The 26,930-nt window shown below is 65.1% G+C and carries 21 protein-coding genes and 1 pseudogene; 11 read left to right on the top strand and 11 right to left on the bottom strand.

The window, feature by feature from the left end:
* Positions 1-2 precede the first annotated feature (2 nt).
* Positions 3-1,235 (top strand): ABC transporter substrate-binding protein, encoded by a 1,233-nt coding sequence (locus C479_RS06300; protein ID WP_152415825.1) that lies wholly within the window; start codon positions 3-5, stop codon positions 1,233-1,235.
* A gap of 116 nt (positions 1,236-1,351) precedes the next feature.
* Here the strand turns inward: C479_RS06300 and C479_RS06295 are convergent, their stop codons facing one another.
* Together C479_RS06295 and C479_RS06290 are read right to left on the bottom strand one after the other, a co-directional pair.
* Positions 1,352-2,983 carry an alkaline phosphatase family protein gene (locus tag C479_RS06295; protein ID WP_007699563.1) on the bottom strand — a complete coding sequence of 544 codons (1,632 nt, stop codon included), beginning with the start codon at positions 2,981-2,983 and terminating at the stop codon, positions 1,352-1,354.
* Positions 2,984-3,122: 139 nt separating this feature from the next.
* Entirely contained in the window at positions 3,123-4,154 is a 1,032-nt protein-coding gene (locus C479_RS06290; protein WP_007699559.1) for a GNAT family N-acetyltransferase, read from the bottom strand.
* A 371-nt stretch (positions 4,155-4,525) separates the two neighbouring features.
* On the opposite strand from C479_RS06290, the gene C479_RS06285 reads away from it, so the two are divergent.
* Positions 4,526-5,860: a DUF1616 domain-containing protein gene (locus C479_RS06285; protein ID WP_007699557.1), complete on the top strand. Its 1,335-nt coding sequence runs from the start codon at positions 4,526-4,528 to the stop codon at positions 5,858-5,860.
* A gap of 196 nt (positions 5,861-6,056) precedes the next feature.
* The gene (locus C479_RS06280; protein WP_007699554.1) at positions 6,057-7,190 is read left to right on the top strand and encodes a hypothetical protein; all 1,134 of its coding nucleotides are present in this window, start codon (positions 6,057-6,059) and stop codon (positions 7,188-7,190) included.
* A gap of 136 nt (positions 7,191-7,326) precedes the next feature.
* On the opposite strand, the gene C479_RS06275 is transcribed toward C479_RS06280, so the two are convergent.
* Positions 7,327-8,241 carry a glycosyltransferase gene (locus tag C479_RS06275; protein ID WP_007699551.1) on the bottom strand — a complete coding sequence of 305 codons (915 nt, stop codon included), beginning with the start codon at positions 8,239-8,241 and terminating at the stop codon, positions 7,327-7,329.
* A gap of 40 nt (positions 8,242-8,281) precedes the next feature.
* Positions 8,282-9,346 (bottom strand): GNAT family N-acetyltransferase, encoded by a 1,065-nt coding sequence (locus tag C479_RS06270; protein ID WP_007699548.1) that lies wholly within the window; start codon positions 9,344-9,346, stop codon positions 8,282-8,284.
* Between the two features lie 120 nt (positions 9,347-9,466).
* On the opposite strand from C479_RS06270, the gene C479_RS06265 reads away from it, so the two are divergent.
* Both C479_RS06265 and C479_RS06260 read left to right on the top strand, forming a co-directional pair.
* Complete coding sequence (locus C479_RS06265) at positions 9,467-10,573, top strand: CARDB domain-containing protein (RefSeq protein WP_007699545.1); 1,107 nt, start codon at positions 9,467-9,469, stop codon at positions 10,571-10,573.
* Positions 10,574-10,707: 134 nt separating this feature from the next.
* Complete coding sequence (locus tag C479_RS06260) at positions 10,708-11,247, top strand: metalloprotease family protein (protein ID WP_007699542.1); 540 nt, start codon at positions 10,708-10,710, stop codon at positions 11,245-11,247.
* 129 nt (positions 11,248-11,376) lie between these two features.
* Here the strand turns inward: C479_RS06260 and C479_RS16225 are convergent, their stop codons facing one another.
* Together C479_RS16225 and C479_RS15805 are read right to left on the bottom strand one after the other, a co-directional pair.
* On the bottom strand, positions 11,377-11,793 hold the full coding sequence (locus C479_RS16225; RefSeq protein ID WP_161607162.1) for a hypothetical protein: 417 nt from the start codon (positions 11,791-11,793) through the stop codon (positions 11,377-11,379).
* 165 nt (positions 11,794-11,958) lie between these two features.
* Complete coding sequence (locus C479_RS15805; RefSeq protein WP_083893834.1) at positions 11,959-12,228, bottom strand: DUF7571 family protein; 270 nt, start codon at positions 12,226-12,228, stop codon at positions 11,959-11,961.
* A 222-nt stretch (positions 12,229-12,450) separates the two neighbouring features.
* On the opposite strand from C479_RS15805, the gene C479_RS06250 reads away from it, so the two are divergent.
* Both C479_RS06250 and C479_RS06245 read left to right on the top strand, forming a co-directional pair.
* Complete coding sequence (locus tag C479_RS06250; protein WP_007699538.1) at positions 12,451-12,657, top strand: cold-shock protein; 207 nt, start codon at positions 12,451-12,453, stop codon at positions 12,655-12,657.
* A 218-nt stretch (positions 12,658-12,875) separates the two neighbouring features.
* On the top strand, positions 12,876-14,666 hold the full coding sequence (locus tag C479_RS06245) for a hypothetical protein (protein WP_007699534.1): 1,791 nt from the start codon (positions 12,876-12,878) through the stop codon (positions 14,664-14,666).
* Between the two features lie 58 nt (positions 14,667-14,724).
* Here C479_RS06245 and C479_RS06240 read toward each other — a convergent pair whose 3' ends face one another.
* Positions 14,725-16,587 (bottom strand): hypothetical protein, encoded by a 1,863-nt coding sequence (locus tag C479_RS06240; protein WP_007699531.1) that lies wholly within the window; start codon positions 16,585-16,587, stop codon positions 14,725-14,727.
* Positions 16,588-17,069: 482 nt separating this feature from the next.
* Between C479_RS06240 and C479_RS06235 the strand changes: the two genes are divergently transcribed.
* The 3 genes from C479_RS06235 (at position 17,070) to C479_RS06225 (ending at position 21,344) form a co-directional block, all read left to right on the top strand.
* The gene (locus C479_RS06235) at positions 17,070-18,542 is read left to right on the top strand and encodes a flippase (protein WP_007699530.1); all 1,473 of its coding nucleotides are present in this window, start codon (positions 17,070-17,072) and stop codon (positions 18,540-18,542) included.
* 149 nt (positions 18,543-18,691) lie between these two features.
* Positions 18,692-19,909, top strand: coding sequence for a polysaccharide deacetylase family protein (locus tag C479_RS06230; protein WP_049907121.1), 1,218 nt, complete (start codon positions 18,692-18,694; stop codon positions 19,907-19,909).
* Between the two features lie 187 nt (positions 19,910-20,096).
* The gene (locus C479_RS06225; RefSeq protein WP_007699526.1) at positions 20,097-21,344 is read left to right on the top strand and encodes a hypothetical protein; all 1,248 of its coding nucleotides are present in this window, start codon (positions 20,097-20,099) and stop codon (positions 21,342-21,344) included.
* A gap of 77 nt (positions 21,345-21,421) precedes the next feature.
* Here the strand turns inward: C479_RS06225 and C479_RS06220 are convergent, their stop codons facing one another.
* The 4 genes from C479_RS06220 to C479_RS06205 form a co-directional block, all read right to left on the bottom strand.
* Complete coding sequence (locus tag C479_RS06220) at positions 21,422-22,510, bottom strand: polysaccharide deacetylase family protein (RefSeq protein WP_007699523.1); 1,089 nt, start codon at positions 22,508-22,510, stop codon at positions 21,422-21,424.
* Between the two features lie 39 nt (positions 22,511-22,549).
* Entirely contained in the window at positions 22,550-23,764 is a 1,215-nt protein-coding gene (gene wecB, locus C479_RS06215; protein ID WP_007699521.1) for a non-hydrolyzing UDP-N-acetylglucosamine 2-epimerase, read from the bottom strand.
* A gap of 2 nt (positions 23,765-23,766) precedes the next feature.
* Positions 23,767-24,951 (bottom strand): glycosyltransferase family 2 protein, encoded by a 1,185-nt coding sequence (locus C479_RS06210; RefSeq protein WP_241430169.1) that lies wholly within the window; start codon positions 24,949-24,951, stop codon positions 23,767-23,769.
* Positions 24,952-25,142: 191 nt separating this feature from the next.
* Positions 25,143-26,009: a sulfite exporter TauE/SafE family protein gene (locus C479_RS06205; RefSeq protein WP_007699517.1), complete on the bottom strand. Its 867-nt coding sequence runs from the start codon at positions 26,007-26,009 to the stop codon at positions 25,143-25,145.
* Between the two features lie 192 nt (positions 26,010-26,201).
* Between C479_RS06205 and C479_RS06200 the strand changes: the two are divergent.
* Positions 26,202-26,930, top strand: a pseudogene (locus C479_RS06200) (hypothetical protein); the annotation flags it as partial.

Here is a 26,930-nt window from a genome sequence, read left to right as displayed (position 1 = left end):
CCGTGAGTGACCACACCAGTGCGAGGACGGTACCGACGCGGCGAGAGTGCGTGAAATACGCCGGGGCGGCCGTCGGCGGAGCGCTGCTCGCCGGCTGTACCGGCGTGCGCGATCCTTCCGACGACGGGAACGGTTCCGGCGGCGAGGGGTCGTACTCGGTGACGATGGAACCCGTCGGAACCGTATCGTTCGAGACGGCACCGGCGTCGTGGGTCGGCGGTTTCGGTTTCACGGCGGACGTGCTGACCGCACTCGGCCGGGCCGACGGGGTTGCGGGCATGGCCGGCCCATCGTTCTGGTTTCAGGGGTTCTACGACGCACTCGGCGTCGAGACGCCGGACCCGAGCGAGATACCGAAGATTTCGAGCGAGGACTGGACCATCGACCTCGAAACGCTCTACGAGACCGATCCGGACGTGTTCACCGTCGATCCGAACGTCTTGCTTTCGTACGGCGTCTCGGAAACCGAACTCGACCGACTGATCGACGGAGTCGCCCCGTTTCTCGGCAACGCCAGTCGGCGAAAACGCGCCGAGGGGTGGCCCAACTGGCCGGACGGAGAGCCCTACGGCTACTACGACATCCCGACCATGGTCCGGCTGTACGGCAAGGCGTTCGACGCGAGCGACCGAGCTACGGCGCTCGTCGAGATCTACGAACGGGCGCTCACCGGGATCACGGATCGCGTTCCGACCGGCACGGATCGACCGACCGTCGGCGTCCTGAACGGGCGCTACACTCCCGAAAACCGGAGCGGGTTCGTCGTCTACAACCCGGCGTCCGAAATCGAGAAGACGTACGGCAAGAAGCAGTATCGGGATCTCGACGTGCGCGACGCCTTCGCCGGGATTTACGACGGGCGGTCGAGCGTCACGGTGGACTACGAGACGCTGCTCGAGTACGATCCCGACGTCATCATCTTTCATCTCGGGGTCGTCCACCGCGACCTCGGCGGCGCGAATCTGGTGCGGCCCACGATCGACCTGCTGGCCGACCATCCGGTGGCCCGGAAGGTCACCGCCGTCGAAGACGACGCGCTGTACGTCGGCGGGACGCCGTATCAGGGCCCGATCAGCAACCTCTTCCAGTCCGAGATGACCGCCAAGCAACTCTATCCCGACATCTTCGGCGAGTGGCCCGGGTTCACCGATGGCGAACCGTACCCCGAGATTCCCGAAGACGAGCGACTGTTCGACCGCCAGCGGCTCGTGGATATCGTCGAGGGTGGCGTCTGATAGACGAATTCGGCCGCCCCGTCGGACGCGGTGGTTGTCGGCGCCGTCGGTCGGTCGGCGGCTCCGTTCACCGCTCGCGGTCGAGAGGTGTTCGGTCCGGACGAGCGCTGGCCCGTTTACTCGATGTATCCCAGATCGGCCAGGCGCCGTTCGACGACGGCGTCGTCGGTCGCGGCCGACTCGTCGTTCTCGAACCGGGGGTACGATTGCTCGCCAGTGTAGGGGACGCAAGGGAGGACGGTCCCGTCCATGCGCTCGTCCGCGGGGACGTCGAACGTCGAGAGGACGGTCGGCGCGACGTCGCAGAGATGGGCGTGCCCGATGCCCTCCCGGAGGTCGACCGTCTCGCCGGCGACGGCGACGAATCCCTCGAGTTTGTGGTTCCAGGGCTCGGTCGGCTGGCCGAAGCGCTCGCCGTGCAGCGTCGTCGAGAGGAAGTGGTCGTAGTCGGCCGGGATCGTCACGATGTCGACCGCCCGGTGGCTTTCCGGCCCGTGGAAGTAGGCCTCTCGCGGCGCGACGGCCTCGAAGACCGGCTCGCCGTCCGGCGCCGTGAGCGCCCGGAGCTCGTTCATCAGGTCGACGCGGACGTCGTCGTAGTCGGATTCGGACACGACGCCGTTCGGCTCGCGACCCTGCAGGTTGAGCCGGATCCCGCACTCGATCCGCGAGCGCATGTAGGCGGCCGAGTTCCGGAAGTCGACCTGCTCCGTGCCGGCGCTGACGAGGGCGTCGGGGACGCGACGCGCGACCGCGTCTGCGAGACCCACGCGGTCGAGGGCGGCGCCGATGCGCTGGCTTGTCAGCCCCACCGACGCGAGCGCGGCCATCGATCGCTGAAGGGTTCCGGGCCCGCTCTCGTCGCTCGTTGTGCCGTCACCCGCTCTCGTCGTCTCCTCGCCCGCTTTAAGACTTCGTTCGCGCGCACGGGACCAGGTCGGCATGCCGCGACCGCCGCGGACCGTCTCGACGGCACCCAGTTCCCGGAGGAAGTCGTTGACGCGAAACTCGTACCCCTCGTAGGGCCCCATTCCGTGATCACTCGCGACGACGATCGTCTCCGGATGGCAGGTTTCTATCGTCGCCGCGAGCTGGCGATCGACCTCGCGATAGAGCGCGCGGATGCCCGCCTCGTCGTCGGGCCGGCGATGGAATATCGAGTCGGTGGCCTGGAACTGCAGGAAGCCGAAGTCCGGGTCGAACCGCTCGGCGAGGTAGCGAAACGCCTCGCCGCGCGAGCGAATGGCTCGGCGATAGGCGTCGGTCGAATCGTCGTCGGGGTAGACGGTGTAATTCCCGATCGAGTCGCGTACGTCGTCCAGCAGCCCCTCGGGGTGACACGTTGGGTCCTCGGGGGCGGTGTAGCCCGGTATCAGGGCGCCGTCGAAGGATCTGGGCGGGTGAGTCACCGGTGCGTTCACCACGACGCTGCGGTAGCCGTGGCGGTCGAGGAGTTCCCAGAGGGTTCGCTCGCGGACGTCGGTCGCGTTGACGACGTCCCAGTCGTAGCCCTCGAACGTGAGAAAGCTGAAGACGCCGTGCTTGCCGGGGTTCATCCCGGTGTAGAGCGAGGGCCACGCGCTCGCGGTCCACGGCGGGACCTGCGACTGCAGCGGCCCGCTCGCGCCCGTCGAGACGATCGAGGCGAGCGTCGGCAACTCCCCCTCGGCGAACAGCGGCTCCAGCACCCGCTCGCAGGCCGCGTCGATCCCGACCAGCAGCGTCCGGAGCCCGGTGTCGGCTGTCATCGCCCCCGACGACCACCCGACGTCGTTTGGGTAGTGACGTACTTCGGTCGGGTACGGTCACGATACCCGACGGATTGTGCCGGCGTGGGTTCGGTCGCCATCGTCACCGCGTCGGCCGACGAGAACTCGGTCACCACCATCACTTCACCGACTGGTAGAGGTGCGCGAGCGTCTGCATGCCCCAGGACCCTCGCTCCATGCTGTAGACGGTTCGCAGCGACGGGTCGAACTTCGCCTTGTAGCGGTTGATCCGACGCGTCTCGCCGCCGACGAGGTCGTAGGTGGCGAGGCCGCGCTCGCGAGCGTCGCGCATGACCGCCCAGTCGAGCAGGTCGTTCACCGGCACGTCGACGTCACGGTCCGTCCGAACGCCGCCCATCCACCGGCCGATCGTGTCGCCGTACTCGACGGCGAGAATACCGCCGACGAACTCGCCGTCCACGCGGCAGACGTACGGCCGGATCGCACCCCGCTCGGCGCTCTCGTGGAGGGTAACGACGAAGTCGGCGGGGACGTCGAAGTCGACGCCCTGCGAGTGATAGCGTTCGCGAACCTGGGTGACGATTCGCCGGATCGCGGTGGGGGCGTCGCACCCCTCTTCATCACTCCCGCAGTCGACGATCTCGTAGGCGTCCGACGGCGTGTTCGTCACGTTCCGGCGGGCGTCGCTGCTGAACCGATCCAGCAGGGTGTCCTCGTCCGCCGAGAGGTCGACGTGGTAGGTGAACTCGGGGGTAACGTCGTACTCGGCCCACTTGAACGAGCGCACGTCGGGATAGGCCGGTCCCGTCCGGACGTGCGTGTAGCGCGGTCCGAGCTCGTCGTCGATCCACTCGAGACAGCCGTCGACGAATCGCTCGCGGCGCTTCTCGCGCTTTCGCTGTTTCAGCTTGCCGAGGTTCAGCGTCGCGGGGCCGAGCGCGGGCACGCGGAGGTTCGGGGGCGGCGAGAACGCCGTCATCACGGGCCCCTTCCGGAGGGCGAAGACGGGGAAGACGCCGACCGGTTCCTGCCCCTTGAAGCCGACGAGCGGGTGAAGTCGTGCGCCGGCGTACTCGGCCAGCGTTCGCAGGGCGTCGTACTCGTGGAAGAGCGTTCCCTGCGGCGACCGCGAGACGTAGTCGCTCCACCGTGAGACGTCCTCGTCGGTCGCGAGGCGGACGTCTACCACCGGTCGTCACCTCCGCGCCCGCTGTCGGCGTCGGTCAGCCGACGCGCGGCGCTTCCGCCCGCGACGACAGTATCGATTCCTGGCTGTGCACTCGCACTGGTGAGCATACGTCAGGGCTCGTGACGATTCGGTTTTGTAATCGACCGCCTTCCCGCGGCGTCCGGCTCGTTCCGCTCCGATCCGTCGGGCCACTTCACCGAGCCACGCACGGTATCGGGGAGCGTCGTCCCCCAAGTAGTCGCACGCTTCCGTCCGGAGACCGGCCGTCGCGAGGTTGCAAGCCGACTGTTTTCCGGACCTGACTACCACGGCCAGACGACTGCCCGGTATTCGAGTCGTAACAAACCCCGTACGGGTCGGTTCCTCGACCGATGAAGGAGCCGTTCGAACGATCGCGGTCGAGCCACGCCCAGTCGACCGACCGATCCCGGCCCACCGGCCCGGCCGACCTCGCGACGCTCTGTGGGTTCGTCCTCGTCGCCGTCGTCGTCCTCGTCGGGTGGAATCCCGCGTCACCGCCGATCCGGGCGATCGTCGGCCTCCCGCTGTTGTTTCTGGCGCCCGGCTACGCGTTCGTCTCGCTTTGCTTTCCCGCTGGGTCGTCGCCGGCCGGGGCCGAGACGGCTCGGGGGGCACTCGGGACCAGGACGCCGTCCGACGGCGAGCGCCTCGCCCTCTCGTTCGGTTCGAGCCTGGCGATCTTGCCGATCCTCGGACTGGCGATCCCGTCGGTGGCCTCCTTCGAGCTGGCCCCGGTCGTCGGTAGTATCGCCGTGGTTACCGTCCTGGCGGCCGTCGGCGCGTGGCTCCGTCGATTGCGACTCGCGCCCGCACGGCGATACCGTCCCGCTTTCGCTCGCCGGTGGTCGACGCTGCGATGGGCCCTGTTGCCCACGGGTTCGCCACTGCTCGCCGCGACGAACGTCGTGCTCGCGGTCAGCGTCGTGCTCGCGATCACGACCGGCGGCTACGCGCTCCTCTCGCCGCAGGACGGGGAGCGCTACACGGGGATGCAACTGCTCGCCGAGGACGAGGGCGGCGAGCTGGTCGCCGCCGGCTATCCCACGGAGATCGAACCCGGGGAGTCGGTCCCGCTCACCGTCGCCGTCGACAATCAGGAACACCGCGACGTGACCTACGACCTCGTCGTCCGCCAGGAGCGCTACGTCGACGGCGACCGCCGCGACAGCGAGGTGATCCACGAATCGAATCTCTCGGTGCCCGACGGCGAGACCGTCCATCGCGACGTCGCCGTGACGCCGACGGCCGACTCGGGCCAGATCCGGCTTGTCTACCTCCTCTACACGGACGACGTCCCGTCGGACCCGGCGCCCGAGAACGCCTACCGGTACACGCACCTCTGGATCGACGTCGGCGACGGATCGGCCGGTGACGACTCCGACGGAACCGCTCCGCCGCCCGGAGCGGGCGAGCCCGGTGCCGGAGACGAAGGTCCTCCTGATGACGACAACGAGTCGGACGGTGGTGACGGCGGGCTCGGTGACGATGACGACGGTGACGACGAACCCGGCGATGGAGACGGGAACGAATCCGATTCCCCCGCTCCACCAGACGACGGATCGGGTGGTGGCGGCGGGAACGAGTCCGGAACGGGCGACAGCGGTACCGACCCGGGTGCTGCCGACGAGGACGAAGACGAGGCCGGGTTCGACGGGGATATCGGGCTCAGACTACTCGGGCGATGATTTCTCGTCTTTTCTCCCTCTTTCTCACTCACTCGTCCCTCACCCCTTCTCCATTTTCTCCCGCTCGCGACATATGTCCGCGACTCGTGACCTCGGTAGGCTGCAGCACGTTTCGTGAAAAATCGTAAGACGGTCGTACCGCGGTGCAACGTCGTCATAACAAATCACCGTCTCGGTCTCCGTCCGAAGGCAAGGTATGATCCGCATCAATCGAACGACCCTCGCCGTGGTGGGGCTCGCCCTCGTCACGATCGGACTGAGCGTCTTCGCGGTCGGGACGCCGATCGCCGACGCAACGACAGAGCCGCCGGCACCGACGGCCGACGCGGTCGGGGTACAGCCACAGGTTTCGGACAATCTCTCACTGACCGCGTACAACGACGGCACGTACTCGGTGAAACAGGGTGACCGCTGCATCCCGATCACGCCGCTCGGGGACGGTTACCAGACCGCCGAGGAGTACTACGACTATCGACATCCGGAGACGAACCCGAGTTCGTATATGTACAGCTCCCACGGGACGACGCACCTTCAGGAGGGCGATACGAGCCGCCTCTTCCTCCACGACGGCGGTGACGGCCTCAATCTCGGTATCGTCCACGGCGAACTCGAAGGCTCCGGCGACGGTGGCGGGGCGACGTTCGTGTTCTCCGGCCTCCCTGACGGCGAGTGGGCCGTTACGGACGATCAGTACGATATCGACACGGAGAACGGCTCCGCGACGAACGACGACGTCTGGGACAGCCGCGCCGACGCGAGTCGCGTCAGCTGGACCTGGGCCGATGGGCGAACCGACGGCGGCATGTACACCGGCCTCGGCGACGACTTCTCGATCACCATTTCGCCTGCGTTCAACGACGCGGCGGATCTGCAACTGAACGACGGCGAGATAACTGACTGGCAGGTCGTCTCCGGCGACGATCGCGACCCGCAGACGACGTCGCTCGATATGACCGAGCCGATCGAACTCCGATCTGGCGGCTGTACGGCCGTCACGGCACTCGACGTCGAGGGATCGTCCGGAGACTCCGTCTCGGTCAACGCGACCGTGACGAACCAGGGAGACGCCGAAGAGACCGTCACCGTCCCGATCGCACTCGACGGCGAGGTCGTCGACGAACACGAGCTGACGGTCGCACCGAACGGCGCTGTGACGTTCAACGCGAGCGTCTCGATAGACGGCGCGGAGACGGTCTCCGTCGGTGGCGCGTCGGCGAGCATCGAACCTGACGATGGCGGCTTTGCCAGTCGGCTACCCGGATTCGGGGTGCCGGTCGCTCTCGCCGCCCTCGTCTTCGTGCTGGCGCTCGGTGCGAGGCAACGGCGCTAAGGTCGTCTTTTTTCGACTTGCAGTCGGCGCTTCCGCTGGCCAGTGATGACCCAGGGTTGACCGTCACCTACCCGCTGTCGAGCGTCGATTCGAGTAGCAATGCGTGGGCGTATCGGTCGGTACGCACCCGGCGCTATCAGGTGATTGTTTGTCTGTAGACAGAGAGAATGCGTTCACTCATTCGGTCCAATCCGAACGGCTGAATGGCGTCGCGACCACCCGGTTCTTCCGCGGCGTCCAGTGTTTGCCGGAGCTTCGTTGCCAGTTCCTCGACCGATGATCCCACGCCGCTGACATCGAGGGAGCCGACGCGTTCCGGAACGTCGCCGACGGGGGTCGACACGACCGGGGTGTTGCAGGCGAGCGCCTCCTTGATGGTGCTCGGCGAACCTTCCCGGTGAGAGGTGAGCAGGAGGGTGTCGGCGGCGTTCATGTAGTACGGTATCAGGTCGTACTCGACGCCTGAGACCGTGTGCAGTTCGATGTCGAACGGCGTCCGCTCCGCCGCCCGCTCCACGACGCGCTCGGCAAGTGGATAGTTTTTGACGGGCCGATCCGGGTGATAGGGGAACAGCACGTGCCGGCCGTCTGTCGGCCAGTCGACGACGCCGCGAGCGCGTTCGGTCTCGATCGGCCGGAACTCGTCGAGATCGATGCCGTAAGGGATGACGTGGGCGTCCCGCGACAGGAGTTCGGCCATCTCTGCACTCACCACGATGACGGCGTCGCAGAACCGGGCGAATTGTTTCGTCAGGCCGCCGAACCGTCCCATCAGATCGGACCCGACCAGGCTCGTCACGACGGGGACGCGTCGTTGTGCGATGGCCGCCGGGATCGTCAACCCGAAGTTGGCGTGGACGAGGTCGTACGCGTTCAGGTCCTGCGCTCGTACTGTCGGGCAGAACTGGAGGTAATCCGTAACGCGCCGCCCGTCCGGGCCGGATCGGGGGACCTCGAGGACGTCACTCTCGACCCCACGATCGGCCAGGGCCGCGACCTGATTGGTCACGTAGGTGGCTTCGGCGTTGGTGGTCAACTGGAGGACGCGCACTGGCAGTCGCCTCCGAGACGGTGGCGCGTGGTCAGTTCGGTCACGCATTCCACCACTTGTACAGCGAAAGTAGCGGCTGCACGCCCGTCGCGGTCCGTTCGAGGATGGCGTACGTGGCGAGATCGGGATTAAACTTCGCCTTGTAGTCCCAGAGCCGTTCGACGTTGGCGCCGGAGAGTTCGGCCACCTCGCAGCCGTCGTCACGGGCGCGACGCATCGAGTGCCAGTTCAGCAGGTCGTTGATCGGCAGGTCGACCTCCGCTCGAGGTTTTGGCACGCCCTGCCAGAACGTGAGTCGGTCGCCGTACGTGAGTGAGAGCCGACCGGAGACCGGCTCACCGTCCACGGAGAGCTCGTAGGCTTCGATCGCACCCGGTGGCAGCTCCCGGTAGATCCGCGTCAAGAAGTCCGTCGAGAGCGGGAACGTCTCGCCCTGCTCGGCGAAGCGTCGATCGAGCTGGCCCGCGAGTCGCTCGACGGTCGCCTCGCCGCCGCGCTCGATCGTGTACGCCGCTTCAGCTGCCGATTCCTCGTCGGCGTGGACGATCTCGCCGCCGTCGGCTACGGCGTGCGGCTCGTACGCGTCCTGAATGGAGGTTCGGGCGTCGCGTGAGAACGATCGGAGCAGCTCGGACTCGTCCCGGTCGGTGTCCAGTTCGTAGGTGAACCGGGGCGTCACGTCGAAGCCGCGCCAGCTGAAGGGGCGAACCTCGTCGTAGGCCGGATTCGTGATGATCCGGACGTAGTGGGGGTCGACCTCGTCGTCGATCCACTCCAGGCAGGCTTCAACGAACTCCTTCGTCCGGAGCGTTGCCTTTCGATACTTGATATTCGGATCGAGCATCATTGCCGGCCCGAGGTGAGGAATGCCGGCGTGCGGCGGCGGCGAGAAGAGCAGCCGGAGTGGTCCCTTCGAGTCGACGAACAGCGGAAGGATGCCGATCGGATGGTCGCCGTTCTTCCCGACGAGCCGCGTGAGCTCCGTGTCCGTCTCGTCGGCGATGGCGTGAAGGAACTCGGCTCGGTGGAAGGCTGCACTCTGTGTCGATCTATCGACGTACGTGTTCCACTCGTCGTCGGCAGGTAATCGGTGAACGTCAATCATTCGTGCGTGTTCGCTCGTCTCACCAACGACCGATTCACCGAAAAGTAGCGACTGACTACTGCCGAATAACGTTCGGGATAACTACTGGCGAGGTTCGGGTCCCCCAACGTACGAACGTCCATGACTGACAGGAAAACGGACGGGTTCGGGGCCGACACGTCGCGGTTGCTGACGGTGTTGGCACTCGTCGCCGTAACGGTCGGGCTGGTGACCGGCAGCTCGATCGTCGCTGGGCAGGTCACCGACCAGGAGTTGGCCAGCGAAGGACCGACCTCGCTCGAATCTGCGGGTGTCACCGTCGAGCAGGGCGACCGCTGTATCCCCGTCGCTGCGTTCGGCAACGGGACCGAGTCCGTCTCTGACTACTACGACTACCGAACGCCCAACACGACGCCGTCATCGTACACGTACAGCTCGTACGGAACGACGGAGTTTCAGGCAGACGACACGAGCTCCCTCTTCTTCTACGACGGCACCGACGGGCGCTCCCTCGTCGTCCTTCACGATCGCCTGGATGGCGACACGGACGGTGGGTCCGCCACGATGCAGTTCGACGGGCTGCCGATCGACGGCGAGTGGACTGTCGAAGACGACGACTACGAGGGGCGAGATGACGTCTTTACGCACCGAGAGACATCGAGCCGTATTTCGTGGGTCTGGACCGAGGGCCGGTCCGACGGCGCGGCGTTCACCGGCTTCGACGAGTCGTTCGCTGTAACGGTGACGCCGGCGTTCAACGAGGCGGCAGACGTCCGCTATACCGACGATGGCTACGACGGCCAGATCACCGACTGGCAGGTCGTTTCGAACGACGGGACCACCACGCGGACGTCGCTCGCGATGGAGGAACCGATCACCGTGCGCTCGGGCGCGTGTTCGAGGGTGACCGGACTCGACGTTGCCGATACGGCGGACGCGGAGGAACCGATCGCCCTCGGCGCGACGGTGACGAACGACGGCGAGGGGCCGGAGACGGTGACCGTTCCGTTCGTCGTCGACGGTGGCGTCGTAGACGAGCGAACCGTGACGCTCGCCGCCGGTGAGACCCGGACCCTCTCGACGTCGGTGACGTTCGACGAACCGGGGACACGGACGGTTTCGGTGGGCGATCGCGGGGCCACGATTGACGTCGCCGATGGGACCCTCGGTTCATTTCTCCCCGGGTTTGGCGTGGTCATCGTGCTGGCAGGGATCGGCGTCGCAGTGATCGCCGTCCGCCGGCGATAGGGGGTTACCGATCTGGTGACGCCGTCGTTCTTTCTGCACGTTGATTGGCCGAGTGCGACCGGCGACTGATCACAACGACCGGTTCACCTGCCACGCTCACCAACCTTCAAGATGGAACGGTCGAACTCGGGGGCATGGGGTCGCTCGGCTTTCTACTGACGCTCGTGACGTTTCCCGGCGTGATCGTTCACGAACTGGCACATAAGCGGGTCTGCGACCTGTTCGGGATCCCCGTCCTCGAGGTGTGTTACTTCCGAATCGGCAATCCCGCCGGCTACGTTCGCCACGCCGAACCCCGTCGGTATCGACACGCGACGATGATCACGGTCGCACCGTTCCTGCTGAACACCGTCCTCGCGCTCGTCGCCTTCGGCGGTGTCGTGCTGTCGACCTCGGCCGGCGGCGCTGTCACCGACGTGGGGATTGTCGGGGGCGTCCTGTGCTGGCTCGGGCTCAGTTTCGGGATGCACGCGTTCCCGAGCGCCGGCGACGCCTCGGCGCTGTGGGGGCAGACGAAGTCGAAGTGGCGCACCTCGCCGACGGTCCTGCTCGGCCTCCCGGTGATCGCCCTGATCCACGTCGTGAACCTGCTTCGGGCTCTCTGGCTCGATCTCGTCTACGCGGTCGCACTGTTCGTTCTGGTCACGTCTACGGTGACGAGCGTCCCCGTCTGAGTCGACCAATCGGTTCAGACGACTCCCTGCAGCCATCATTGCTTCGCCGTCTTGCCCTAGTTACTTCTCCGACGCCGTCGTGAGACAAACAACGTGACGGGACTTCTCACTGTCACCGCAACGGCGCAGTCAATTCGACCATCCGTCCTCCCGTATTCGCTCGTCCCGTGGGTTGCCATGGCCGTCGTCGCGGTCCTGAACGGTGGGTTCCGGGAGATTGTCCTCGTTCCCCGTCTCGGCTCGTATCCCGGCCACGTCGTGAGTACGCTCGTCCTCGTCGTCGCGATCGCCCTCATCTCCTTCCTCTACTTCTCGCGCGCTGCGATCTCGTTCACCCGGGCGGAGCTCGTACTGATCGGTGTCGTATGGGTCCTCCTGACGACCGGGTTCGAGTTCCTCGTGGGCAATCTCGAGGGCACGCCGGTCTCGACAACGCTGGGCCAGTACAACGTGCTTGCGGGCCAGATCTGGATCCTCGTGCCGCTCACACTGCTGGTGTCGCCGCTGTTGTTCGGCTGGTATCTCGCGGACTGGCTGTCGCGACACGTATCCGATCTCGTTCAGTGTGCGCGGGGCCGACTGTCGTCGGCTGTACGCTACGCGTCACTTGACGCCCGTTCGGCGCCACTGAATCGGTGTTCGGTGGCGCGTGCTCCGTCCAGCGGCACCGCTCGCCGATTGGTTCGCCGAAACGCAACTGCCGGGGCCGGTTCAGGTGGAGACCGAGTCCTGATTCCAGCCTGGGTCCTGCCCCGTGCGGACGAGCACGTCGGATCGACACGCCGGACAGTAGTCGGGGACGCTGGATTCGCTTCGGGGGACGTATACCGCGCTGCCACACTCCACGCACGCATCGGGAACGATAGTCGCACAGTCCGCACAGACGTTGAAGTCGTCGACTGTGAGGTCGCGCAGGGGTTCGAGTTGTTTGTCCAATGTATACTCGTCGATGACCGCCTGGCAGTGTTGGCACGATTTCATAACGATGCAAGTTGCTACCATGTGACCGTCCTATAAGTACTCCCGGGCCGCGTCGCGTTTTGCGATCGATCGATTGGAGCCGCGTTGTTGGCTCACGCTTTCCCATCAGTTTCACCGCTTCTCTGCCGTCGACTGCCGGTTTTCCCGCATTGGACACCGTCCAATCGTGGTACTGGCACCCTCGAAAGTGTTATCACTGTGTGGGGGCTCTGTCTGGGTGTAATGGCAAACGGTACGGTTGACTTCTTCAACGACACGGGCGGGTACGGCTTCATTTCGACAGACGACGACGCAGTCGACGACGACGAGGACGTGTTCTTCCACATGGAAGACGTCGGCGGTCCAGACCTCGAAGAGGGGCAGGACGTCGAGTTCGACATCGAATCATCCCCCAAGGGACCGCGTGCGACGAACCTCGAACGGCTGTAAGCCGCCCGAGCGCTATCGCAACCGGCGATAGCACCACTTCGATTCTTTCACCGACTACGCTCCGATAGTGACTGCTGTGGTTCGCGGCGTCAGCTGGTCGTCTCGATCCGTTTTTTCTCCACTGAAACAGGAGTACTGCGCACCCTGATAGGTAGCACCTCGTTACGTTCATCCACACGCTCCATTACAAGGGCCGAGACGGTCGACGGATCGAGAGAATGAAGACGCAGCGTTCGGAGCTGGCGACGCCGGGAGAACGGAGCCTCCTCGCGATCGGCTTTTTCGCCCTCACGGGAGCGGTCGCCCTGGCGCACGGCTCGCCGGCGACCGGCTACGAGCTCTCGATCTACGCGGAGACGCCAACCATGGTCTGGGGGTTGCTCGGCGTCGCGTTCGTGCTCTCGCTGTCGCTCGCGCTGGGGACGGAATCTAGGTGGGTTCGACGCCTGGCACTCTGTCTGGGTGGCGGTGCGGCGCTCGCCGTCGTCGGGATGCCCGTTCTTCGCGGGTACTGGTTCATCTCGGGCGGTGACGCGCTCACCCACCTGGGTTGGGCGCGCGGGATCGCCTCCGGGGCGTATGACCCGATAGATCTCCGATACCCCGGCTTGCACACGGTGACGACGGTGACTGGCAACGTACTCGGAGTCGAACTCGCGCACGCGATGATGCTCGCCATCGTCATGTTGTGTGGGCTCTTTTTTGGCTTCATCGCGATGACAACGACGAGGGTCTTCGACAGTCGATACAGCCCCGTCTTCGGCGCGTTCTCCGCGTTCCTGCTGTTACCGATCACAACGCTCAGCACGTTCATCACCCCACACGCGATGTCGCAGGCGATTCTCTTCTCCGCGGCATTCGTCTTCGTACTCGTCGCGTACGTCAGGCAGGGATCGGACGGCCTCTCCCGACGCGGTTACGGCTTACTCGGGACATTACTGCTCGTCGCCATTGTTCTCTATCACCCCCAGCTCGCTGCACATCTACTGGTAGTGCTGCTCTGCATCTGTGCGATTCAGGTAGTCGCTCGTGGATCCCACGGGTTCGATTCGATCGCCCGACACGCGCCGATATATCGGCTGACGGCCGTGCTCGTCGTTGCCTTCCTCGTCTGGAGTGCGAACCACGAACTCATCCAGCGCGTAATCAGGTTCCACCTCGTCAGCACGGTCGAGTTTCTCCTCGGTGCCAACGACACCGCCGGGGCATCGGTCGACTCGCAGGCCGACTCGCTCGCGGCCGTGGGCGGAAGTCTCGCGATCGTCGTCCTCAAGCTCCTGGGTCCGAACATCGTCTTCGGGCTCCTGACTGCCCTTCTCGTTCTGGCCGTGTTCCTCGGTGCGGGCCGTCGGACGCGTGGGCAGTTACGTGCCGTCGTCGCGTACCTTGCTGTCGGTCTCACCGGGTTGACCGTCCTGTTCTTCCTGTACTTCTTCGGTTCGTCCGGGATGATGTACTTCCGCGTCTTCGGTTTCATGATGCTGTTTTTCACCATCGCCGGCGCCGTGGCGCTCGCATATGGGATGGAATCGATCACGCGAGCGCAGACCCGACAGCTAGCCCAGGCTGGCGCCGCGGTCGCCATCGGGGTACTCCTTGTCGTGTCGCTGGTCGGCGTGTTCGCCTCCCCGTACGTATACAAACCCGCCCCGCACGTCACCGAGCAGTCGATGATCGAGCACGCGGATGCGTTCGAGGCGGCGGACGACGAGCTCGGCTTCGTCGGCATTCGAAGCGGTCCGAACCGGTACGCCGACGCTTACTACTCCCCGCTTGATCGAACTAGTTCGTACGATGGCGTCACCAGCGACGAGTTGGATGACGGATTGACGACGTTCGAATCGGATCGGTACCTGGTCGTTACGGAGATGGATCGCGAGCGCGAGACGACTACGTACCGTGAACTCCGATACACCGACGCGCAATTGACGTCGATCTCTGGGCAGTCAGGCGTGAACCGGGTTCACTCGAGCGGCGAATTCTCCCTGTACTACGTTGACGCGGGCTAAACGGAACTAAACGAGTACGATACCGACCGAATCGCTCGACGGCGTACCCGCTCCGGCGCTATAGTTGCGAGGGTTCGACCGATTTGCCGTCGACGGTGAGTGTCCGGACGTCCGTGACGCCGTCGTAGTCGGTCACGTCGAGGTTCGTTATTTCGCCCGTGTAGACCCAGACGGTACGGGCTTCGTCGGAGCCCGAGAGCCACCACTCGGCCCAGTCGTCGCCGTAGGCAGTTCCCTCGGTGAGCCACTTCGCGTGGGCCTCGGCGGGCCGAATCTCGCCGGAAACCTCGATCCGGTACTCACACTGGCCGGCGATTTCGAGCCGGTGGGGGCCGGTGTCGACGTACTCGCCGTGATCCAGTTCCTTGCCGTCGACGGCGAGGGTACGAAGCTCGGTGTCGCCAACGCGATCGTCGATCTCCAGACTCGTGATCTCCCCGGTGAACTCCCAGACGGTGCGAGCAGTGTCAGAACCGGAGAGCCACCACTCGGCCCAGTCGTCGCCGTAGGCCTCGCCCTCGGTGAGCCACTTTGCGTGGGCCTCGGCGGGCCGAATCTCGCCGGAAACTTCGACGCGATACTCGCACTGGCCGGCGATTTCGAGCGTCCGGAACTCGTCGGTATCGTCGCCGTCCTCGTCGGAGCCGCCCGTACGCTCGACGAGCTCGTTCGCGCTCACCCGTTCGCCGTCGAGTTCGATCCACATGGCGTCGGGCTGGTCGACCGAGACGGAGGTGACCGGGCCGTCGACCAGAAATGCGTCACCCTGACCGCCGCCAGTAACACCGCCGGCGTGCCAGGCATCCTCAATCTGCTCGACGAAGTCCTCGGCCGTGTAGGTGCCACCTTCGATGTGGCCACCTGACGGACTCTCGTACGGTGCCTCGGTGAATTCGACGGCTCCGTTCGCGCGGAATTCGTAGGCAGCGAACCGGGCGTCTGGCTTGGTTACGAACGCGACGAGATTCTTATCCGTTGGCGGCTTCGGCGCTGGCTCCTGAACGGAGCCCGAGCCGTTGGCTGCCTCTTCGGCGCTGGTCGGACAGCCGTCTGGAACGCGGTCGACCGGCGATCCTTGCGGAGTTCCGTCGATGTTTGCGGTACTCGCCCCGCCGTGGGCGTGAGCTGTCTCCCACCGCGAGTTCGACATCGTTAGCGACGCGTGGTTCGACTTCTCCCAGACTGCGTCGCCGAGCGCGAGGTCAGATGTGTGACCGCCGAGATCACAGTCGACGATCTCCGCCGACTCGTAGAACTGCCAGTGGCCGCGGGAGGATCCACCGGCCGCACAGCAATTGACGAGTTTCGACCCGTGCGTGCCGAGCCGGAAGTTCGACGTGTCGTTGTTTTTCGAGTAGGAGTTTCTGATCGTGACGGTACCGCCCGCACCGGGAACCGAGTGTGAACCGGAGTTACCCGGCCCAGAGGCGTATATGCCATTGTCCGTCCAGTTCTGAACGTTGAACCGGTCGATCTCTATGTGGCCTACGTGGTTCCAGTAGACGTACAGCCCCGTTGCGTTGCCGTCGCCGACGGTGGGTGCAACGTAGACGTTCTCGATGACTCCTGTGCCGTTTGGGTCTGTCACACGAGCGCGGAACGGTTCGGTGTGTCCGTCCTCGTAGTGACCGACGATGCCGATGTTTCGGATCGTCCAGTCACTCCCGTCAGCCTGAATCTGGTACGTCGCTCCGGATGCGGAGATATCGATCAGTTTGTTCTCCCAGGTCTCACCGCTCCCGACGTTCTTCGTGAACGTCTCGCCCGCCCCCACGGTGATCGTCTCGTAGTCCTCCGCGGCGGCCATCCGGCCGGCCGATCCGAGGAGCCCGAGAGTTCCGAGCGCCGCACCGGCACCGAACAGGTACTGTCGTCGACTCGTTTCGATCGATTCGTTAACGTTCGTCTCGTCTGCGCTCATTCGTTAGTCAAGTAAAACAGATCGACCTAATCGCTTCACCTTCAGGCGTTCACGATATATTAGGAGCCCTGTTAGTCTGGATTCGGTGATTGCTATCGGATCCGTACTCTCCGAGTAGCGTATTCGTGTCGGTTGTTCTTTCAGGAAATAGTGGTTCTGAGGGGGTGTCGTTGCAGAAAAACTCAACTTGCGACTGATTGCTGTCGCACTTTTGGCGGGACGTAGTCGATGGAGGGTAGGGTCTGATATACTGTCGGCGCGTCACCCGCGCCGGAGCGGTCACTGGCTACCTAACAATACTGCCCCTGAACGAGAACAGTCACGAGACGAATGCTACTCCCTCTCGCTCTCTTCACTCGGATTCCGATCCACGAACCGGACGGAGGTACCAATCACAGCTGCCGGCGGTCGGGCACGCTTGATCCGTCGACGCCTGGGTGTCCCGTGGCCCAGCTGGCTGAGTTCCTCGTGGCCCGATACGAATGACTGCGCTCTCTGCAGACATCCTTCGGGGCGTCAAAGTGTCGTTCTACTCGCGCGCCGTCCACACCCTCACGAACGGACTGTTAGTGGTCCTCCTCGCGGGGACGTTGCTCGGTCCCGACGAGTATGGTCTCCTGTTCCTCGTGCTCTCGATCGTCGGCGTCGCCCAGCTCTTTGCCGATCTCGGGATCGCCCGTGCGGCGGCGCGATACGTTTCGGAGTACAAGGAGACGGATGACGGTCAGGTCCCGTACATCGTCGCGTCGTCCCTTCGGTACCGGCTGGTCCTCATCGCGGTCGTCTGCATCGCCATCCTTCTCGGTCGCCAGCCTCTCGCGGCAGTTCTCGACGAACCGGCACTGATCGGTACGCTCGTCGTCGGCGCGGCGTTTCTCGCGTTCCAGTCGATCAAGGTCTATCACGTAACCCTGTTCCAGGGATTCAACCGGCTCGAGTACAGCGCGCTCGTCTCGATCGTCGACAACGTCGGCCGGTTCGTGTTCGTCGTTGCGTTCGTCTTCCTCGGTGGTGGCGTTCTCGGCGCACTAGCCGGGTACGTCCTCGGATCAGTACTCGCGACGGCAGTCGGCCTCTTCGTCCTGTTCGCGCACGTCTACCGTTCGTACGACCGGGCCGATCGACCTGAACACGGACTTCGGCGTCGCATCCTCGAATACAGCATCCCACTGACCGCGTCACGGAGTGCGAACGTGATAGACAGGCGAGTCGACATCATCCTCGTCGGATTCTTCCTGAATCCGGCGGCCGTTGGATTCTACACGCTCGGTAAACAGATTTCGGAGTTCGTAGAGGCGCCGGCGGGTGCCGTCGGTTTCGCGCTTTCTCCCGTCTACGGCGAGGAAAAAGCTGCCGGTGGGATCGACCGTGCGTCGCGCCTGTACGAGTCGTCGATGCGGTATGTGCTCCTCCTGTACGTTCCGGCGGTCGCCGGCGTGATCGTCGTCGCCGAACCGGGAATTCGGCTCGTCTTCGGCGACGCTTACGAGCCGGCGATACCAGTACTCCAGGTACTGAGCCTCTTCGTCCTGTTCAAAGCGATAAACAGCGTGACTACGCAGGCGCTCGACTATCTCGGGCGGGCCAGACACCGCGCGATCGTCAAGGGCGTGACGTCCGCGGGGAACTTCGGGCTGAACGTCGTATTGATTCCGGTGATGGGCGTCACCGGTGCGGCGCTCGCGACGGTCCTCACGTTCGGCGTCTATTCGCTCGCAAACGTATACATCATGCACCGTGAGCTTACCGTCCGATGGACGCGACTTGCCCGCGTCGGTACCATCGCGACGGCGATCGCGCTCGTCATGGGCGGTCTGGTACTGACCCTCTCTCCACACGTCACGAGTATCCTCTCGCTCGCGGCCGTCGTCACGGTTGGAGTCGCCGTGTGGGCGTTCCTCGCGACCGTCACTGGCCTTCTCGATATTGAACGGGTTTCCGCTGTGGTGACGTAAGTTCGCACACGTGGGCGATTACTTCAGTCCCCGCCCCTCAATAATTGGCCCCTCGTTCGGACGCCCGTTCGCCTCTCAGTAGCGCGTTCCTGTCTACCGCATAATCGGCTGCTTACCAATATAGATGCGTGATAGTTTCACTGCCGTACATGAGACGCCGGGTGTTCCTCTCAGTAGCGACGGTAGGTCTGGTCGGTTGCCTCGAGCGTGACGAAGCGGATCGATCGGGTGACCAGAATCGAAACACGACGACGGAATCGTCAGCCATCGACGCGTGGACCGACACCGGACTCGTTGATGAGAATAGTCCTTTCGTCCACGGGAATCCGTTTGACGATTTCGACGACCCATCGTCGTGGTCAGTGCTGGCCGGTACACTGGAGCAGTCTGCGAGCGGCGTACGCCTCGCGGCCCGGCCCACAGACGAGCGCGTCTTGATCGATCGCTCACTGTCTGACCCGCTCGACTGTTCGAGCGTCGTTCCCGGACTTACTCTCTCGGCGGCGGATTCGATAGTCCCGCGGATCCAGCTGATTGACGACGTCGGTAATCGGGCCGACTTCCGTCGCGGGATCAAGGGCAATCGGGGACCAGTTCGCTATTCGTTCGGTCTCGTGTCGGTTTCGGGCCCTGTCGACCTGTCCACTATAACCGAACTCCGCATCGCCCTCTGGGTCGGTGATGAATCCCGGACGATGCGCCTCGACGAGCTATTCTTCACCCCGAGATCATCGCCCGGCACCGTCATGATCCAGTTCGACGATGGGTACGCGACCGATTACACAGAGGCCTTTCCCCTTCTCGATCAGTACGGATACGAAGCTACGTCGTTCGTCAACCCCATAACCATTGGCAGCGATGACCGGCTTACCCTCGATCGATGCTCGCGGTTGGCCGACGCTGGGTGGACGATCGGAAACCACACGCACGCCCACAATCGACTCGAGGACCTGAGCACCGACGAACAGACGGCGGAGATCGTTGGCGCCCGCGAGTGGCTCGTCGACCACGGCTTCGAGGACGGCGCCGGATACTTCGCGTACCCGTTCGGGCAGTGGGACGAGCACACGCTCGAGATCGTCGGCGAGCATCACGAGCTGGCGTTCTGGTCCGGAATGGGAATCAACGGTGTGCCGGCGAACCCGTTACTGTGCACCCGCGTCGGAGAACCCACTGCCGAAACGGCTATCGGCCTGCTCGACAGCGCCGCTCGGTGGGGCGGGCACGTCGGGCTTCTCTACCACGAACTCGCCGGGCAGCAACGCGCTGATTTTCGGCAGTCAATCGAGCATCTCCATCAGCTTGAGTCGGCGGGCCGTCTCGAAGTCCTGACACCGCCAGACCTCGCCGAGCGCGTCCGTCTGTAGCCGTCAGCTCGCCCGTAAGCAATCGCCTGATTCCATGGCTGGGATGTGTCGTGTTTCGAGGAGCTGGGTATTGTTGTGCTTGATTCGCGTCACATCGCCTGCCGGAGCTGTAGTCCGTCGATACGAGTCTCCGGTTGCTGGCTACGTCAGCCGTAACAAAACGCTCCGATTCCGTCTCTCTCATCGAATGCGGTATCTCATATTCACCAATACGCCGGCACACGTCCACTGCTATCGAAACGCCGTGTCGGAACTCGAAGCACGGGGTCACGACGTGCTCGTTCTCGCCAGGGACTACGGCTGTACGGTCGACCTCGCCGAGTGGTACGACCTTCCTCACGAGGTATACGGCGCCTGCGAGACGTCGAAGTGGTCCTTACTGGCCAACCTGCCGGCGCAGTACGCACGCGCCCTCCGGGCGGCTCGCCGATTCGACCCGGACCTGATCTTCGGCATGGGTGGGTACGCGGCTCATACCGGCGCACTCACCCGGACACCAGTCGTGTTGCTCATCGACTCCGAGGTGACTGGGCTCGACCACGCTATCTCGACGCCCTTCGCCCGGACCGTCCTCACACCGGATACGTTCCAGACCCAACTCTGCGACGAGCACTACGTCTTCCCGGGGCTGAAGGAATGTGCGTACTTGCACCCCGAGGTCCGCGAGCGCGGGAGGGTCGGTGCCGACCGCCGTTCGACTATCGAACATCCCCCGGCCATCACCCGTCCCCCGACCACGGACCACCAACCGATCGCCGACCAGCACTCGACCACCGACAGGCAGCTGGCATCCGTCCGTGACCGACTCGGCCTGGATCGCGACGAACCCTACGCCATCGTCCGGCTGAACGCGTTCGGGTCCCATCACGACGTTGGGAAAGGGGGATTCACACCGGATCGCCGCCGTCAGTTGATCGAGACGCTCGCCGAGTACGCGACCGTCCTCGTCTCGGACGAGGGCGGCGACCTGGCGATCGCTGACCTCCCGGCCCGCCCGTTCTCGCTCCACCCGGCGCGATTGCACGACGCGCTGGACGAGGCCGCCCTCCTCGTCGCCGACACGCAGACGATGGTCACCGAGGCCGCCCTGCTCGGCACGCCCGCGATCCGGTCGAACTCCTTCGTGGGCGAGGAAGACATGGGTAACTTCCGGGAACTCGAGCGCCAGGGACTGATCTTCAACGAGGCGGAGTTCGACGCGGTCCTCGAACGCGCACCGGCGCTCCTGGCCGCCGACGGGACCGACGAGACGTGGCGACGCCGTCGCGACGCGTTCCTCGCCGATCGCTGTAACCTCACGCGGGTCATCGTCGACGTCGCGACGGCGCGTGGTGATCCCGAATCGGTCGACGCGCTCGTGCCGTTCGACGGCGTCGACGCACCGGAGCCGACCCCCGAGTCGGTTCCAGCGGAGCCGCTCCCGCAGAACGAGTGAGGGAGATAGCGGCCCGGAACGAACGGTGACGAACCAAGCGGCGGTCACGAGGTGGCAACGATATTCGGGAGCGGACGCTACCCGATCTGATCGGGGTCGACGCGTCGCTCCGCAACTGTCATCGGCTGGCGGTCGGTACCGTCATCCTTCCCATCGAACGCCTCTATCAGCGCTCGCGGCGTCCCGATCCAGGCGCCGAGTTCCTGCGCGCGCTCGACGAGCCAGCGGTACAGCCACCGGTAGCCGGGGAACTCGCGTTCGTTGAAGTACCGCGGGTGCCAGAGGACGGTCATCACGGCCTCGTTCGCCGCGGCTTCGAGCAGCAGTTCCTCACAGGTCAGCCGGGCGGCCTCCGGCTCTGCTTCGGGGTCGGGTAGCGCCTGCTCCATCGCCGTCAGCGGAAAGACCCGGAAGTCGTCGCCGAAGGGGCGAATGGGTCGGTAGCCGTGGTGGAATCCGACGCGAGTACCGGAACCGAGACTGGCGTCGTACTCGAGGCCGATCGCCCGGTGGTGGCGCCAGGTCTCCGGGATCGAACACCGGAGATAGTGCTGGCGCCCGCCGGCGACGGTGGTCGGCGCCTCGTCTCCGAATTCCGTTCGATTCGCGTCGCGTTCTTCGATCAGGACGTCCTCGAGAACGTTCTTTTCCTCGCGAAGCCGGTCGCGATTCTCGGCGGAGTGGAAGGAGCCGTGGAGGCCGACCTCCCAGCCGCCTGCGGCCAGCTCGCCGATCGCCTCGTTGATCGCGGGTGAGCGAACGTCGTAGCGCCCGAGGTGTTGCACCCAGTTCGTCGGCGAGAGCCAGTCCCGCACCGGCCGCTCGGCGAGCAGGTGCTGCTCGTTCAGGAAGTAGAACGCGGAGCGAACGCCCAGGTCGGCTTCGAGGTCGCGGATCTCGTCGAACTGCCAGTAGGGGTTTGCGCCGGACAGCGCCGTTCGGAGGTGGTAGCCGGGCCGTTCCTGTAGGACGTAGAACAGCGAGCGCAGACCCTTGTACGGGCGGTCGACGTCGTGGGTGAGACAGAGGGCGAACGACGCGTCCGCGGGCAGCGGTGACTCGTCCCAGCAGGCACTCGGTGGGAGCTTGGGTGCCTCGCGGTCGTGCGTCTCGGTCGGACGTTCGATCCGCCGGAGCGGGTCTGTGGTGGCGGCTTCGTCTGGCATGGTGGATTGTCGGACGGTCAGTGGGCAGCAGGTCCGCGGTCAGGTGGTGGGATCGAGCCGCCGCCGCAGATCGGCGGCGATGCGCGCAGCAGCGGTACCACTCCCGTAGCGGTCGGGTTTCGTGGCCGGTCGCTCGGCCGACTCGATCGCCTCGACGATGCGGTCGGCGTCCGCCCCGACCAGACGATTCCAGCCTGCCTCGACGGTCTCGACCCACTCGGTCGTCTCGCGCAACGTCACGCATGGGGTGTCGAGGTAGAACGCCTCCTTCTGGACACCGCCGGAGTCCGTGGCGACGCAGTCGGCCGCGACGAGCAGCCGCAGGAAGTCGAGGTAGCCGACCGGTTCGACGAGCTCGATTCCGTCGGTCGCTCGTTCCCAGAGTCCCTCACGGTGGAGCGCATCGACGGTCCGCGGGTGGGCAGGCAGGACGACGGGGCGCGCGAGTGCCGAAAGCCCCTCGACGATCGATCCCAGCCGATCCGGATCGTCGGTGTTGGCCGCGCGGTGGACGGTCGCGAGGACGAACGAGTCGTCTCCGGGGGTGGGGCGATCGGCGGGGTGGCCGTCGCTCGGTGTCTCCCCGGCGGGGACGAGCGCGCCGGCGACGTCGCCGCCTGTGAGCCGGTCGCGGACCTGGAGAAGGGTGTCGTACATCACGTCGCCGACGTCGACCACGCCGTCGGTGATCCCTTCGCGTTCGAGTGTGGCGACTGCGTGTTCGCTGGGTGCGTAGTGGACGTCCGCACAGTGGTCGGTGCAGATCCGGTTGACTTCTTCTGGCATCGATCGATCGCCGGAGCGAAGGCCGGCCTCGACGTGGACCAGCGTCGGCTCGCGCTTGGCCGCGGCGAGCGCGCCGGCGAGCGTGGAGTTGGTGTCGCCGTAGACGAGGACGGCGTCCGGCTCCTCGGCGTCGACGAGACGTTCGATCTCGACCATCACCGCGGCGGTCTGGGCCGCGTGCGTGTCGGAACCGACGTCTAAGTGGTAGTCGGGTTCGTCGAGCGAGAGTTCGTCGAAGAAGACGGCCGAGAGTTCGGCGTCGTAGTGCTGGCCGGTGTGGACGACCGTCTCGTCGATTCGGTCCTGAAGAGCCCGCGAGACGGCGGCCGCCTTGACGAACTGTGGCCGGGCGCCGACGACGGTGAGCACGTGCGGTCGCTCGTCGGCTGGTGCGCTGTGGTCTGCTGATACACTCCCGTTGGCTGGTACGCTGTCGTCTGCTGGCACGCTCTCCCCGGATTCGCCCATGGTCAGTCACCTCCGACCGGCTCGTACCGGTCGGTGTCGACCGTCCGACTGTGCAGGCGATCGAGCGTCACCGCGAGGGTAACGAAGAGCGCGCCGAGCAGGGCGGTGAGGAGCGACAGGGCCGCCTGGGCCGAGCCGATGCCGACCGTCAGCGCGGCGAGTCCGAGCGTCGCCAGGCCGACGGTGCCACCGAGTCCTCCGGCGAGCAACAGAACGTACGGCCGGCGCGGTCCTGCTTCGGCGTATTGCATCCGGTAGCGCCAGAGGCCGCGCCGGAGGAGGAGCCACGACAGCGATGGGACGAACCGCGAGTAGCGGATGTGACTTTGCTCGTCGCCGTATCGGGCCGGCATCGGGACGTCCTCGACGCGAAATCCGTGGACGTTCAGGTGGACGAGGACGTCGTTACAGAAGCCGTACCCCTCGTAGAGCCGATCGACGTCGATCGCGTCGAGCGCCTCCCGGGAGATGGCCGTGTAGCCGTTCTGCGGGTCGCTCATCCCCCAGTAGCCGCTGACAAGTTTCGTGAGGTAGGTCAGGACGCCGTTGCCGAACAGCCGCCAGGATGGCATCCCCGCCCGATCGTCTGGGTTGTCGAGTCGGTTGCCCTTCGCGTACGCGGCGTGGCCCTGGACCACGGGGTCGACGATTCGTTCGAGAAGCGTCGGGTCCATCTGCCCGTCGCCGTTCATCACGGCGACCACGTCCAATTCGTCCTCGCTGGCCAGCCGGTAGCCGGTCTTGATCGCCCCGCCGACGCCGCGATTCCGTTCGTGGCGGACCGTCACGATCGGTGGCCCGTCGAGACCGCCGCCATCGGGGTGCAACGTCGCCGTCTCGGCTGTCGAGACAGTCGCCTGTCCACTCACCCCCGTCTCGGCAGTCGTCTCGATCGTCCCCGCCGCGCCGGCCGATTCCGCTGGGCCGGCTGAGTCCGCCGTGTCGGCTGATTCCGCCGCGCCGACCGACTCGGGTGCAGCGGACGACTCTGCAGTACCGGACATTTCGGCCGCGGCGGTGACGCGCATGGCTGCCGCCTCGATTTCCGACCAGGTGTCGTCGGTCGAGCAGTCGTCGACCACGTAGGCCCGGTCGACGATCGCCGGGAGCGTCTCGATCACCTCGCCGACGAATCCCGCCTCGTTGTACGCGGGAATCACGACACCGACTGTTTGCCCTTCGTACATGCTGGTGAACCGTTCCGAGAATCGGAGAACCACGGCCATAGTAACGAACGGCATTCCGGACAGTTGCCGGGTACGAACCGTCTGCGCGGGTCGGTACGCGGTCGATACTGCACCCCCGGCCGTGAGAACGTGGTCGCTACCTGGCGAACGGCTCGGGTATCTGTCTCGTACGAACCGAACCGAAGATCGAGTCAGAGTCCGCTGTAGAACGGCAGTGACGGGCCGGGAAGGTCGACGCCGAAGGCCATCAGTCCCATCTTGAGCGGGAAGTACCCCAGCGCGACGAACGCGACGCCGAGGACGCGGTGAAGGTGTACTCTGGTACTGGGGCCGATCGCACTCACGAGCGTGCCGTAGACGAACAACGTCGGGATCGTCCCCAGTCCGAGGACGGCAAGCGAGAGCGCGCCCCGAAGCGGGGTGCCCTGGGCGAAGGCGTAGAGGTAGGCGGGATAGATGATCGGGCAAGGCAACAGGCCGTGCAGGCCCCCGAGGAGGACGATCCCGGGGCCGTTCGCCAGCCGATCGACGTGGCTCGTGAGCGCTCCCGAGACCGTCGCGAAGAGGGGGCCGACGATCGGGAGGCCGTGACCGGGCACGCCAGCGCGCTCGCGGAGGTAGTAGAGTCCGCTCGCGATGATCGCGATGCCGACGAGGACCCCGGTGGCAGCACGAACGCCGTTGCCAACGGCCATCGTCGCGTCGAGGGAGGCAAAAGCCAGCGCGCCCAGAAGGCCGAAGAGTCCACCGATCAGCGCGTAACTCGCCGTCCGACCCAGGTTGAAAAGCAGGTGCTGGCGAACCTCGAAGACCGAGAGATCGTCGTCTCGCCGCGTCGACGACCCTGCGGACATCCGATCGCCGTACGTGGTCACCAGCGGGCCGCACATCCCGAGACAGTGCGCTCCGGCGAGGACGCCGACGACGAGAAAGACCGCGAGATCGACGTTGGCTTCGAGGCCCGCCGACCCGTGGCCGGCCATGGCGACGACCCCGTCGAGTGCCGCCATCGAACGACCCGTCCCGATCGCCGCCAGGACCGCTGCGAACGCCGTCATTACGTGGAATTTGGGCCGGGCATCGTATGCGTCTTACGTTCGGGCGGGCGTCTTTCTCACACCCTCCCACAATCTCTCTGGTCTTCGCCATCGGCAACTGACCGCCGTCGCCGGGCGTTCGGCGAGACGGTGCTCTAGAACCGGCACGGAGATCCGAATGTTTATTTAGAATTCAGACAAACGGATGGATAGATGAAATTCTCTACACGCTTACCGTGGTCGGACGGTGCGGGCCGCCGAGTGCTGCTCGTCCTGGCCGTCGTGGCCATGGTCGTCGCGAGTGCTGGCTGTCTAAGCATGCTGTCCGACGAGGAGCAGGCGAACGCCGACGCCTCGAAACAGACGGTCAAAGTGCCGGCCGAGGCGGATATGCTCGTCAACGTCGATATGGCGATCTTTGCGGACGAGGAAACGACGGCGCTGCTCGACGGTCTCGGTGACGGGACCGGCAGTAGCGCCGCTGAGATGGAAGAAATGTACACGGAGTTCAGAGACGAAACCGGACTTGACCTCCAGGATCTCAATCAGACGACGATGTTCGGGATGACGGACACCGAAGCCGCTACCGAGAGCGAGTTTGCCGTCCTCATCGACGCCGACTGGGACACCGAGACGCTTATCGACGCGCTGAACGAGGACGCCGAGACGACCCTCGAACAGACCGAGTACGCTGGTGAAGACGTGCTGTGGAAGCCGGCGAACCCGGATGCGATGAGCGATCCAATGTACATCGGTGAACACGACGACGGCCAGTACGTGATCGGCACGAAGGCCGCCGTGACGGCGTCGCTCGACGTCAGCTACGAGGGTGCAGAACCGGTCTCCGGCACGCTCCTCGAGACGTTCGAGGACACCACGGAGGGACTCATCACATTCGCGATGGACGTTCCGGAGACCGGAGACCAGGGCGACGACTTCGGC

The sequence above is a fragment of the Halovivax asiaticus JCM 14624 genome, assembly GCF_000337515.1.
GTDB classification, from domain to species: domain Archaea; phylum Halobacteriota; class Halobacteria; order Halobacteriales; family Natrialbaceae; genus Halovivax; species Halovivax asiaticus.
Note: the sequence above shows the minus strand (reverse complement) of the source record. Positions and strands in the feature narration are given on the sequence as shown.